This is a genomic window from Rhizorhabdus sp., assembly GCF_018006725.1.
GTDB lineage: Bacteria > Pseudomonadota > Alphaproteobacteria > Sphingomonadales > Sphingomonadaceae > Rhizorhabdus.
Window position 1 is genome coordinate 1 of sequence record NZ_JAGMXV010000159.1, and the last position, 11473, is coordinate 11473.

The window sequence follows — 11473 nt, forward strand, 5'->3', positions numbered from 1 at the left end:
CATCGCCGGATAGAACTGAGCCGTCGCCTTTCTGGCGCGACCGTAGAAGGCAGCAACAAGTAAGATCTCGCGCCGGCTATCTGGGCGAGCTTGGCGTAGGATTCCGCCCCCTCCCGCAAACGCCCCCTGCTAGGTGGTCGGCATGCCCCAAGCGACACTTCAGGCCTGGCTTTCACTCTATGCCGCGGTCGGCGTCATGGTGGCGATGTGCGCTGTCCTTGCGATGATAAAGACCGCCCACGATTATCGTACGGGAACCAGTAAGCTCCCCACCGCGACCGTCCTCGACAAGGTACTCGTTGCACCCCGGTTATGGATACGTTGGCAGATCAACTATCTGCTCGGCGCGCCGGCGATCCTCGGAATTGCGATCTATTACGCGCACTACCTCGGGTTCGATACTCTTGTAGATGTGTAAGCGAGTAACTGGACCCCCCTGCCCCGGAATTCCTGTCGATCCACTGCCAAACCGGCGGTCTGAATCGATGCTGTCCTGAACGATCCGGTGCTCCACCCTCGAGTGATCGCTGTGACATAGTCCATCGTCTCGCGAAACGGCGGAATACGGCGCATCGATCGAACGCGTCCTGGACCTGCATTGTATGCGGCCAAGGCTAGATCGACCCGCTTGAACTCATCCAGATGCGCGCGGAGGTATCTGGCCCCTCCCCTCAGGTTCGACAACGGATCTCTCGAATTGAAAACTCCAAGTCCACGCGCTGTACCGGGCATCAATTGGGTAAGGCCAACGGCGCCCTTCGGTGATACGATCAATGGGTCATAGCGGCTTTCCTGGGCCACCAGTGCATCGAAAAGCCCGACTGGCACACCAGCTTCGCACGCCACGGCCTGGATCAAAGGGTAATATTGAGCCCGCCGAGCTTCGAGCCAGCCTGGAAAATCGCCGCGTGGACGGTAGGGTGTGATTGAGCAAGCCTGTGGGGTGTAGAGATAACTTGCCATATCGGACATCGCCGCCCGGCGAGCTCCCCCCGAAACCTGGCCAGTCTGCATCCAAAGGGGCACCGATATATGCGACGTGCTTATTGCCTCCTCTTGGGGTTCCATTACGGGGCTGCCGAATGATCTGAAGTCATTGCCTAAAACGGCTTCCATGCTTGGTACTGGCGGCGTTCCGTCTGTTCGCATACCCCGCGTTCTCGGGCCCACATCGATGACGGCTTCAACTGCCTGCCCATCAAATGTCATTACCTCGGCCTGCTTAGCTGCCGATGTTTGCGCCCATAGCAGTGCCATAACACTACCCACTACGCATAAGCTCGAGTTCGATCGCGTGTTCATCGATCATTGAACATCATGTTTCGAACAACCGCACAACGTGGAAAAAAATTCCACTATCTCCCAGCGCTTAATCCAGACTAGGTCAGGCAAACCCCCGTGGGTAGCAGCTAGATCACAGATATCTGCTGGATGGGTATCAGCTAGCTACCACATAGGTAGCGGTTGCCAAACTGCTAGAGAGCGGCTAGCTATCCAGTCGTTCGAACTATCACAGGATCGGTCATGGCTGCTGTCGTAGCATTCGTCTCACAAAAAGGCGGTGTAGGAAAAAGCACCTTGGCAAGAGCCCTTGCTCGCGAGGCGGCGGCAGGCGAACTGCGGGTTAAAATCGCCGATCTCGATACTCAACAGGGCACTTCGGTCGATTGGCACCGAGCACGCCTTGGCATCTCCATCGAGCCGATTGTGTCGGTTGAGGCATTCAAAACCGCGTCTCAGGCCCTGGCCGCTGCAGACGGCTTCGATCTGCTTATCATCGACGGCCCCGCTCGGACCAGCAAAGCTACACTTGAAATTGCACGGTCATCGTCACTCGTGGTTCAACCCACCGGCGCATCCTTGGACGATCTCAGGCCTGCCGTCCGCGAATACCATGCCCTTGTTAAGGAGGGTATCCCGACTGGACGGCTCGTTTTTGCGCTCAACCGCATTGGAACTTCGGCTGAAGAAAATGACGCGCGGGCGTATTTGACCGAAGCGGGGTATAATGTCCTCGACGGTTCGATCGTGGAACGACCAGCATACCGGCAAGCGCAGAACCAAGGCCTGTCAATTACCGAAACCAAATTCTCCGGCCTTAACCAGCGGGCTGATACTCTGATCCAATCCCTAATCGACAAAGTAGCGGGGTGAATGATGGCCGATATCTCGAAGCTAAAGAAGGCTACTCGTTTGGGTTCACCTCCACCAATCAGTGAGGCGAGCCAGAATTTGGATGCACCCGAAGTAGCCCCCGCCCCTCCGGCTGCACCGCTGGTAACCGCAACCCGCATTGACGCCCGCAGTTCGCGCAAGACTAACCGCACTCAACAGTTTGCGACTAGGGTCACACCCGAATGGGACAATCGAATCCGCGAAATAGCTCAACGTGAGGGTCTGCTTCTTACAGAAGTGCTCGAGAAGGCACTCGACGCTTATGAGAATCTGCTAGCTCAAAGGTAGCTAGCCGCTAGATACCAGCCATCTCAACGCTAGATAGCGGAGGTCTAACTGCTAACACGGTGATCTTCCGCTAGCTGCTAGCCAGCAGCTACTGAGTCACCTAGGACGGGAGAGAAGGGGGTCAGAGGCAGCGAGAAAGGATCGGTCATGCCCCTCGTTGCGCTAAAACCCACCCAGACCATCGTGGACATCGTCGGCGCCCTCGGCGGCACCTGGCACGGCTACAACGCCATGTGCCGTTGCCCGGCCCACGCCGACAGCGACCCCAGCCTCTCGATCCGGCAGGGCCATGACGGCATCCTCGTTCACTGCTTCGCCGGTTGCGCTGCCGAGGACGTACTCCGCGAGATCGCCCGCATCAGACCCGGACGCACCTATGACCCACCCGCTGAACAGCGTGCCGGCAGACCCGCCAACGTCGAACGGCTGTGGAACGAGGGGTTGCCGATCGCCGGAACGCCCGCGGAAGCCTATCTCCGCTTTCGCGGCATCACCGGCGCCTTCGACGACCTGAGCTACCACCCGCGCTGTCCGTGGGGACCGAAACCGCATACGCGGTTCCTCCCGGCGCTGCTGATCGCGGCGCGGGAGGGGCGCACGCTGCGCTCGATCCAGCGCATCTTCCTCGACCTCGCGCATGGCGGCTATCTCGACAAGGCTACGCTCGGCACGCCGGGAGGTGCGACCTGGCAGGGCATGCGCGTCACCGACACATTGGCGCTGGGTGAGGGGTTCGAGACCTCGGCCGCCTTCACCCAGATCCACGGCATCCCGTGCTGGGCGACGCTCGGCGCGGCGCGGCTCGACCGTGTCCACATCCCCGATAGCGTCACCACGCTGATCTTCGCCGAGGACAATGACTTCGAGGGCCGACGCGCACGACGCAAGGCGTGGGCCGCCTATCGGCCGCGCGGGCTGACGCTGAAGCGGATGCCGCCACCCTCACGTTATGGCGACTGGGCCGACGTCGTGAAACCCGGAGCCTGAGAGGGAAGGGGGGTCGGGGTCGTGAGCTGCACGAGCAGCCACAGACCCGGAGACCTCCATGAGCGACCTGTTCGACCCTGCGCCCGCGCGCACCGACCACGCTACCGCCGCCGCTCGCCTGCTGATCCCGGCGATCGCCAGTGAGCCGAAGATCACGCGCGCGATGCTCAATGACGCGATGATCCGCGCCTATGGCGGCACCGACGCCGATGGTCACTGGACCCAGCGCGAGAGTTTCGAGGTGCTGGAGCATGCGACCGCGCTGGCGGTATGCGCAGCAGGCACCACGCCGGCGGTCGACGCCGCGATCGGGCTTATGGCGCGCCTTCCTACCCAGACCGTGCGCGGCGAGGAGCAGATCGACTGGCAGCAATTCTCGACGCCGCTCGATCTCGCCACAATCGCGGTGATGCTCGCGGCGGTTCGGGCCGATGACATCGTGCTCGAACCGAGCGCCGGTAACGGTCTCCTGGTCGCGGGCCTCCCGCCGATCGCGGCGCTTCAGCTCAACGAGATCGATCCCGCGCGCCGCGCGCGGCTGTCCGCCACTTTCCCGAAAGCCAGCGTTACCGGCCACGACGGCGCGCAGATCGCGAGCGTCATGGCGTCCGCGCCTCGTCCCAGCCTCATCCTGATGAACCCGCCGTTCTCGCGCTCGCTCGGCCGCGGTGCCGACGCGCTCGCGGCGGTCCGCCATCTGCAGGCGGCGATCAAGCGGGTCCGCCCTGGCGGGCGCGTCGTCGCGATCATGCCCGACTGGTTCTTCAACTCGGCGCGTATGGGCGCAATCTGGTCGACGACGCTCGCCAGCGTCGCGCTCCGAACATCGATCCGGCTGACCCATGCCTATGGCAAGCACGGGACGGGGGTCGCGGTGCGCCTCTATGTCATCGACAAGACGGTGGGTGATACGACGACGGTCACGGTGCAGCGCCGCGATGTCAGCGACCTGGTCGACGCGCTGGTCATCCCGTCCCGTCAGGATCTGATCCCGGAGACCGCCACCCCGACGCCGGTCAAGCGGGGCGGGGGGCTGTCGCTCCTGCGCAGCGTCAGGTCGAAGCCCGCTACCACCCCGCGCATCTTCCGCGCTCCCGCGAGGAACGAGGTTCTGCCGGTCGGCTACCAGGTGCTCGAGACGCCGGCGCCGCTCGCCGAGCAGTCCGGTGTCTATCTGCCCTATCGGCCGAGCCGTATCGTGTTCGACGCTGCCGGCGAGCATCCGACCGCGCTGGTTGAATCGATCGCGATGGGCTCGATCCCCGCGCCGATCCCCGTCCATGTTCCTTCGCTGCCGGAACGCACCGTCACGGAACGGCTGTTGTCCTCCTCGCAACTCGAGACCGTCGTCTATGCCGGCCATGCCTGGACCCAGTATATTCCTGGCCTCAGCAAGCCCGACAAGGAGGGGGTGGGGCTGGTACTGTCCGAGGACGGACGCGCGTACCGCAAGGGCTATTTCCTGGGCGACGGCACCGGGGCAGGGAAGGGGCGGCAGGTCGCGGCCGTCATCCTCGACAACTGGCTGGCGGGTCGCCGCAAGAACATCTGGATCAGCAAGAACGAGGCGCTCCATGCCGATGCGATCCGCGACTGGACCGCGCTCGGCGGTCTCGCGGCCGACGTGCAGCCGCTGTCGCGCTGGAAGATCGACGAGCCCGTCACGATGGACGAGGGCGTCCTGTTCGTGACCTATCCGACGCTGCGCTCCAACCGCGGCGACGCCACCCGGCTCGATCAGATCATCGCCTGGGCGGGTGCCGACTTCGACGGCGTCATCGCGTTCGACGAAGCGCATGAAATGGGCGGCGTCGCGGGTGGCGAAGGGTCGATGGGCACCAAGAAGGGCTCCCAGCAGGGCATCGCCGGCGTACTCCTCCAGAACCACCTGCCAGACGCGCGCGTGCTCTACGCCTCGGCGACCGGCGCGTCGGAGGTGAACAACCTCGCCTATGCCGTGCGTCTCGGTCTGTGGGGGCCGGAGACGGCTTTTGCCAACCGCGAGGCGTTCATCACCCAGATCCGGCAGGGCGGGATCGCGGCGATGGAACTGGTCGCGCGCGACCTCAAGGCGACCGGCCTCTACACCGCGCGCGCGCTGAGCTTCGCCGGCGTCGAATATGACATCCTGCGCCACGAGCTGACGCCTGAACAGATCGCGGTGTACGACACCTATGCCGATGCCTGGGCGATCATCCATCGCGGTCTCGAAAAGGCGCTCGAACTCACCGGCGTCGTCGACAGCAACGAGGGCAAGACGCTCAACTCGGGCGCGAAGGCCGCGGCGCGCTCGCGGTTCGAAAGCTGCAAGCAGCGGTTTTTCGGGGCGCTCCTCCTATCGGCGAAGCTCCCGACCGTCATCGCCGCGATCGAGCAGCATCTGGCGGCCGATCAGTCGGTCGTACTGCAGCTGGTCAGCACCGCCGAGGCGATCCTCGATCGCCGGCTTGGCGAACTCTCGCCCGACGAGCGCGCGGACCTCGACATCGATCTCTCCCCGCGCGAGGCCGTGTTATCTGGAGATCCAGATAACAGGAATTCTTTGCAGTCGAGATTTATGTCGAGCGGTTCGCACGCAGGCGCGGATTTACGGGATGAAGACATCGATTTTACTCCAGATAATTAAGGTGTCCCCAGCCCCAACAAGCTGGAGGATCTATGACGTCGCCAAAAACGGTCGTTTCATACGGACGGCCCAAGCCCTGGACGGGAGACACTCCCACCCCAGATACTCTATCCACCGCCTTCCACTCTTCTCTTCTGGGGACTGCGGCAGTTGCAGCGGGGCTTTACAAAACGGCCGCTCGCCATTTCCTGTACTGGATCAATCAGCAGGGCATCGCGGTCTCGATTGTTGATGACGCTGTCGTCCGCCGCTTCGAGAAGCATCGGTGTCGCTGTCGGGGTTTTTCCCGCCATGAGCCCAACCGTCCGAAGTTCACCAGCAAGGTTCGGCGGTTTGTTCGCTTCCTGGAGGACCGGGGTATGGTCGCCGTGCCCGATGATATCGATCATCTGGACACGGCGTTGGCGGATTACGCGACATTCCTCGTGCAGGAGCATTACAGCGCGGCGAGCATCAAGAGCTACCGTTCGGAGGCAGCGCACTTTGCCGCGTGGGTGCGCGTTTCTCGCCTGCGCTGGCAGGATGTCACTGATAAGCATGTTGCCTTGTATGCTGGCCACAGCTGTCGTTGCCCGGTTTACCGCAAGCGCGGAACGCTGATCGGCCATCACGGTCCGTTACGCCGCAGTAAGGGCGCGCGACGCTTCCTTGGATTTTTGCGCGACCGGCAGATACTTCCGCAGGCAGAGAGCCAACCGTATGAAGACGAGGATCTGACAGCCTATAAGGCTTGGCTGAAGGCCCATTGCGGCAGTTCGGCTGCGACGATCCGTCGTTACAGCGACGAAGTGAAGCGCTGGTATTTGTTGCTCGGTCCTCCATCGGATCTGGACGCGGCTACCATCAGAAGAATCGTTAGCCACCGCATCACCGAGGTGCCCGGTTCTGCACCGACCGTCGCCGGCATCATACGGAGCTATGTGCGCTTTCTTGTCTCACGCGGGGAGTGTGACGCGGCGTTGCAACATGCCTTTCCGCCCATCAGGCGCTATCGGCTCGGCACCCTGCCACGTTATATGGACGAGGCGACGGTCGAGGGGATCATTGCGTCCTGCAAAACCGATACTGCGGTCGAGATTCGTGACAAGGCCATCATCCTTCTACTTGCCAGGCTCGGCCTGCGAGCCGGTGACATTTGGCAGCTCCGTCTAGCGGATATCGACTGGAACGAAGGATGTCTGAGGGTTTGCGGCAAGAGCAGGCGGCCCGATCGCCTGCCGCTGCCCCAGGATGTAGGGGATGCGATCCTCGACTATATCGAGCGGGCCCGCCCACCGATAGACGAGGAGCGGTTGTTCGTTCGGGTGCAACCTCCATTCCGGCCGTTCAACTCGTCGGCCGAGATCGCAGGCATCGTAGCGCGTGTATTCCATCGGGGCGCCATCGAGGGCGTGCCGACGGGTGCCCATACCTTCCGGCATTCGCTGGCAACACGGATGCTGCGCGCCGGCGCCGGCCTTGAATCGGTCGGCACGATCCTGCGCCACCGTTCCCCGGCGACCACCGCCATCTACGCCAAGGTCGACGTCCCGATGCTGCTCAAGGTCGCTCAGGATTGGCCGGGAGACGCTGCATGATGAACGCTCAGATCGAACGCTATGTCGCGTTACATCGCAGTTTCGGCCGCAAGTTTGACGCGCAGGAACGGTGGCTCCGTCTCTTTGCCAGCTATGCCAACGACCTCGGCGATCGGCACATCAAAGTCGAGCGGATCTACGATTGGTGCCGATCGGCCAGTTCCCAGAACGTGGCCCGGGACAGGTTCGACCACCTCCGCCGCTTCTGCCTCTATGCCCATGCCGAGGATCAGCAGCATCAGGTGCCGCCAGCAGGCGTCTTCGGAAGAGGGAAGCGACGCCGCCCGACACCACATATCATCGAGCCCGAACAACTCAGAGCGATCATGCAGGCCGCCCTTGATCTTCCGCCCAAAGGCAAGATCAGCCCGCATACTTACCACTACCTATTCGGCCTGCTGGCGACGACCGGCGTGCGGATATCCGAGGCGCTCGCACTCCAGTGTAATGATGTGGTCGACGACGGCCTCGTTATCCGGAACGGCAAATTTGGCAAGCAACGCCTCCTGCCGATCCAGCCATCAACGCGAGAGGCGCTCGATACGTATCTCAGCATTCGCAGAAGGCTGAACGCCCGCGGCGATGATCTGTTCGTCACCACGAGAGGCCGGGCGCCACACCAGACGGTCGTTCACATCGTCTTCGTCAGATTGGCTCGTAAGCTGGGTTTCCGCGGTCCGACCGGAACCAAGGGCATTCGCGTCCACGACCTGAGGCACACCTTCGCCGTTCGGTCGCTGGAGTCCTGCCAGCACGATCGGGAGGCGATCCGGCATCACTTAGCAGCGCTCAGCACCTATCTTGGCCATACGGATGTAGCCAACACATACTGGTATCTCGAAGCAACACCGGTCCTCCTTCGTGACATCGCCGCAGCAGGTGAGCAGCTTTTCCGAGGAGGCGCGGCATGACCGCGCTCGCCACCCATCTCGCTGCGTTCCTGCGCGAACATCTGCCTCGCGAACGCAACGTCAGCCCACATACGGTGACGACCTACGCGAACTGCTTCGCGCTTCTGGTCCGGTTCGCAGCCAACCACCTGAAGCGGCGCCCCACCGACTTGACGATTGAGGATTTCGATCCCGCGCTGATCATGGCGTTTCTCGACCATTCGGAGGAGGCAAGGAAGAACAGTCCCAGAACCCGCAATGCCAGGCTTGCGGCGATCCGGGCGTTCTTCCGTTACGTCGAGTATCGCGTCCCAGCCTGCCTCGATCTCGCGCTGCGTGTACGTGCCGTGCCGACAAAGCGGACCGACACGACCCTGATCGACTATCTGACGCGGGACGAGATCACCGCGCTGCTCGATGCACCCGATCCTCAGTCTCGCCTGGGCACCCGGGATCGCGCCATGTTGCACCTCGCCTACGCTGGCGGTCTGCGGGTCGCCGAGTTGTTGTCGCTACAGATGCAAGACTTTCCGGAACGCTCGCTCGCAACGGTCCACATCATCGGCAAGGGGCGGCGCGAACGCATCCTCCCTCTCTGGCGCGAGACACAGGCAAGTCTTCGGGCCTGGCTTGCTGTTCGCCCGCAATGTCAGGCGATGGAGATATTTCTGAACGCTCATGGCGAGCCGATGACGCGCGACGGATTTGCGTTCAGGCTCGCCAAGCATGTAGCCACGGCGGCGAAGAAGCAGCCGTCGCTGCTGCGCAAGCGGGTCACGCCCCACGTGCTCCGGCATTCCTGCGCGATGCACACGCTCGCTGCGACCGGCGACATCCGCAAAGTGGCGCTCTGGCTTGGGCATGCCAGTATCCAGAGCACGGAAGCCTATCTGCGGGCCGACCCCGAGGAAAAGCTGCAAATCCTCGCTGCGCATGGGTCGCCATTGGTCAAGCCAGGCCGCTTCAGGCCGCCAGCGGATCCGCTGATCATGATGCTCAACGACGTTCGAAAACGAGCATCGCCCCGGGGCCGTAGCGCGCCTGGCATCCAGTCACCTTAATTATCTGGAGTAAAACCGATGTCTTCATCCCGTAAATCCGCGCCTGCGCGCGAACCGCTCGACATAAATCTCGACTGCAAAGAAGCGGTGTTATCTGGAGATCCAGATAACAGGAACTCGCGCGGGGACAGGTCCAGGTCGAGTTCGGCGCGTTCGTCCGGCGAGAGTTCGCCCAAGCGTCGATCGAGGATCGCCTCCGCGGTGCTGACCAGCTGCAGCACGACGGACTGGCCCGCCTGTAGGTGCTGCCGGACCGCGGCGATCACGGTCGGGAGCTTGCATGAGAGGAGGACTGCGCCGAAGAAGCGCTGCTTGCAGCTTTCGAAGCGGGAGCGTGCGGCCGCCTTGGCGCCGGAGTTCAGCGTATCGCCTCCGGCATCGACGACCCCGGTCAGTTCGAGCGCCTGCTCCATGTTGCGGTGGATGATGCTCCACGCGTCCGCATAGGTGTCGTAAACCTCGATCTGGTCGGCCGTCAGCTCGTGGCGCAGGATCTCGTATTCGACCCCGGCGAAGCTGAGCGCCCTCAACGGCAAGCCCCGCATCGAGATCGTGGGCGCGCCCGCAGCGCAACTACCCTGGCTCAAGTCCATCGGGTGCTTCGCGGAGATCATCTCTTACCGCACGCGGGTCTTCTGCCCCACCGAAGGTGCCTCGGAGATCCTCGCCCGCCTGATGGCGGCACAAGACGCCTGAACCACCCGGGACCGGAACGAGAAGGGGAGGGGGAGCGAGAAGGTGTTCGGCGAGGGACTTCGCCGGGCACCTTCACACGCTCAGGAGAATGAAGATGACCCAGACCGTCAAGCTCGCGAAGCTGAAGCAGTCCGAGAAGAACGTGCGGACCACTCCGCCCAAGAACATCCCGGCCATGGCCGCGAGCATCAGCGCGCGCGGCATCCTCCAGAACCTGCTGGTCACGCCCTGCAAGCCGCGCGGCATGTTCGAGGTGATCGCCGGCGAGCGCCGCTTCCTCGGCGCGATGATGCTGGCCGAAGCCGGTGAGATCGTCGCGGCTGACTACGACGTGCCGGTCAAGATCGTGAACGGCGACGACAACGACCTGCGCGAGGTCTCGCTGACCGAGAACTTCCAGCGCGAGGTGATGACGCCGGCCGAGGAATGCCGTGCGTTCCAGCACTTCCTGAAGTCGGACGGCGACATCGACGCGGTCGCCAAGCGCTTCGGCCAGACCCGCCGCTTCATCGAGGGCCGGTTGCGTCTCGCCAACCTCGCCGAACCGATCTTCGAGGCCCTCGCCAACGGCGAGATGACGCTCGACATGGCGAAGGCCTACGGCTCGACCGAGGATCGCGCCAAGCAGGAGCGCGTGTTCGCGCAGTACAGCCACAGCCCGTACATCAACGCCGACCAGATCCGGCGCGCGATCGCCAACGACACCATGAAGGCCACGGACCCCGTCGCGGTCCTGGTCGGTGCCGACGCCTACGTCGCCGCGGGCGGTCGCATCGAGCGCGAGCTGTTCAGCGAGGATGGGGATCGCTGGTCCGATCCCGAGCTCGCTCAGACGCTCGCGGGCGCGATCATGGAGGCCGAGGCCAAGCGCATCGGCGAGGAACAGGGGCTTGCCTGGATCCGGCCGATCGCGACCACCAACCTGTACGGCGCGACCGCGGACCTCCACCGCGTCCCGCTATCGCCGGCTGCGCTCAGCGAGACCGAGCAGGCCCGTTCGGACGCGATCGAGGAGCGCGTCGCGGTCCTTGAGGAGGAGATGGCCGACGAGGACATCGAGGAGGCCGCGTACGCCGCTCTCGAGCACGAGTTCGACACCCTGCAGACCGAGTATCAGGAGCTCCATTCCAAGCCCCCGGTCCTGCCCGACGAGATGAAGGCACAGGTCGGCAC

General features: G+C 63.2%; 9 protein-coding genes and 1 pseudogene. 8 read left to right on the forward strand and 2 right to left on the reverse strand.

Going from position 1 to position 11473, the window contains the following annotated elements; all coding sequences use genetic code 11:
• The first annotated feature begins 142 nt into the window (after positions 1–142).
• Positions 143–418: a hypothetical protein gene (locus KAY22_RS18760; RefSeq protein ID WP_132884039.1), complete on the forward strand. Its 276-nt coding sequence runs from the start codon at positions 143–145 to the stop codon at positions 416–418.
• Here KAY22_RS18760 and KAY22_RS27980 read toward each other — a convergent pair.
• Positions 385–1302, reverse strand: a complete 918-nt coding sequence (locus tag KAY22_RS27980) for a lytic transglycosylase domain-containing protein (protein ID WP_339328550.1) — start codon at positions 1300–1302, stop codon at positions 385–387. The two genes, KAY22_RS18760 and KAY22_RS27980, sit on opposite strands and share 34 nt — an antisense overlap.
• A gap of 222 nt (positions 1303–1524) precedes the next feature.
• On the opposite strand from KAY22_RS27980, the gene KAY22_RS18770 reads away from it, so the two are divergent.
• From KAY22_RS18770 to KAY22_RS18795, 6 genes are all read left to right on the forward strand, one after another.
• Positions 1525–2154, forward strand: a complete 630-nt coding sequence (locus tag KAY22_RS18770; RefSeq protein WP_029623217.1) for a ParA family protein — start codon at positions 1525–1527, stop codon at positions 2152–2154.
• Between the two features lie 456 nt (positions 2155–2610).
• Positions 2611–3450: a toprim domain-containing protein gene (locus tag KAY22_RS18775; protein ID WP_170170687.1), complete on the forward strand. Its 840-nt coding sequence runs from the start codon at positions 2611–2613 to the stop codon at positions 3448–3450.
• 58 nt (positions 3451–3508) lie between these two features.
• Positions 3509–6076: a strawberry notch-like NTP hydrolase domain-containing protein gene (locus KAY22_RS18780; RefSeq protein WP_366514109.1), complete on the forward strand. Its 2568-nt coding sequence runs from the start codon at positions 3509–3511 to the stop codon at positions 6074–6076.
• 32 nt (positions 6077–6108) lie between these two features.
• The gene (locus KAY22_RS18785) at positions 6109–7653 is read left to right on the forward strand and encodes a tyrosine-type recombinase/integrase (protein ID WP_296624818.1); all 1545 of its coding nucleotides are present in this window, start codon (positions 6109–6111) and stop codon (positions 7651–7653) included.
• Positions 7650–8564 (forward strand): tyrosine-type recombinase/integrase, encoded by a 915-nt coding sequence (locus tag KAY22_RS18790; RefSeq protein ID WP_066766044.1) that lies wholly within the window; start codon positions 7650–7652, stop codon positions 8562–8564. Before KAY22_RS18785 ends, KAY22_RS18790 begins: the two co-directional genes overlap by 4 nt.
• Entirely contained in the window at positions 8561–9604 is a 1044-nt protein-coding gene (locus KAY22_RS18795; protein WP_051743976.1) for a tyrosine-type recombinase/integrase, read from the forward strand. Before KAY22_RS18790 ends, KAY22_RS18795 begins: the two co-directional genes overlap by 4 nt.
• On the opposite strand, the pseudogene KAY22_RS18800 reads toward KAY22_RS18795, so the two are convergent.
• A pseudogene (locus tag KAY22_RS18800) lies at positions 9601–10131 on the reverse strand (methylase); the annotation flags it as partial. The gene KAY22_RS18795 and the pseudogene KAY22_RS18800 sit on opposite strands and share 4 nt — an antisense overlap.
• Before the next feature lie 263 nt (positions 10132–10394).
• Between KAY22_RS18800 and KAY22_RS18805 the strand changes: the two are divergent.
• Positions 10395–11473, forward strand: a 1079-nt coding sequence (locus KAY22_RS18805; RefSeq protein WP_296624819.1) for a ParB/RepB/Spo0J family partition protein, incomplete at its 3' end; no start/stop codon positions are given.

What these genes read in the sequence shown, in the direction of transcription:
- KAY22_RS18760 (WP_132884039.1), top strand. Translation starts at nt 143, where the DNA reads ATGCCCCAAGCGACACTTCAGGCCTGGCTTTCACTCTATGCCGCGGTC.
- KAY22_RS27980 (WP_339328550.1), bottom strand. Translation starts at nt 1,302, where the DNA reads ATGAACACGCGATCGAACTCGAGCTTATGCGTAGTGGGTAGTGTTATG.
- KAY22_RS18770 (WP_029623217.1), top strand. Translation starts at nt 1,525, where the DNA reads ATGGCTGCTGTCGTAGCATTCGTCTCACAAAAAGGCGGTGTAGGAAAA.
- KAY22_RS18775 (WP_170170687.1), top strand. Translation starts at nt 2,611, where the DNA reads ATGCCCCTCGTTGCGCTAAAACCCACCCAGACCATCGTGGACATCGTC.
- KAY22_RS18780 (WP_366514109.1), top strand. Translation starts at nt 3,509, where the DNA reads ATGAGCGACCTGTTCGACCCTGCGCCCGCGCGCACCGACCACGCTACC.
- KAY22_RS18785 (WP_296624818.1), top strand. Translation starts at nt 6,109, where the DNA reads ATGACGTCGCCAAAAACGGTCGTTTCATACGGACGGCCCAAGCCCTGG.
- KAY22_RS18790 (WP_066766044.1), top strand. Translation starts at nt 7,650, where the DNA reads ATGATGAACGCTCAGATCGAACGCTATGTCGCGTTACATCGCAGTTTC.
- KAY22_RS18795 (WP_051743976.1), top strand. Translation starts at nt 8,561, where the DNA reads ATGACCGCGCTCGCCACCCATCTCGCTGCGTTCCTGCGCGAACATCTG.